The sequence below is a fragment of the Neisseria sp. P0021.S007 genome (assembly GCF_051956855.1).
The window spans coordinates 1-530 of sequence record NZ_JBQCXA010001112.1; the positions used below are offsets into that span (position 1 = coordinate 1).

Annotated in this window: 1 pseudogene; it reads right to left on the bottom strand. The window is 52.1% G+C overall.

Annotated elements, in window-relative coordinates:
* Positions 1-344, bottom strand: a pseudogene (locus ACTHUR_RS17790) (cytochrome-c peroxidase); the annotation flags it as partial.
* Between the last annotated feature and the right edge of the window lie 186 nt (positions 345-530).

Consider the following 530-nt stretch of genomic DNA (forward strand, 5'->3'; position numbering starts at 1 on the left):
GTGTTGCCTTTGGAGAGGCGTGGCTCATACCATAATTGATGGCCGAGTTTGACCTGTTCTTCGGTAAACGGGCGCAGTTTCTGCATTTCTTCAGCGCTTGGCAGTGGTTTGAAGATGCCTTGCGCGCGTTTGAGCAATTCTTGGTCTTCAGGTGAAGCATTGCTGTCAACGGCGACTTGGGACGCTGCTGAGGCGGTTGAAGCAGCTTCAGGGGTTGTCTGAACGGCAGAGGCTTCGGTCGGTGCGGAAGCAGGTTTTTGCTCCTTGCTTTCCTGTCCGCCACAGGCGGCCAATGCGGACAAAACAGCAAGCGACAGGAGCAGTCGGGTGTTGCGGTGGTTCATGGCGTGTTCATTTTTGTAGTGGATATTATTATGAGTAAGCACCGTTTCCGTTGATTGCCGTGATGAATGGCGGGCGAAAATGGGGAATGGCATTCCGCTTTGTTTACGTCCGTTTGATATGTCCGGCTTTTTTGTCCGCGAAGTATAAACAGCGGGCGTGGTTTGCCCTTTGCGGTAAATCAATAT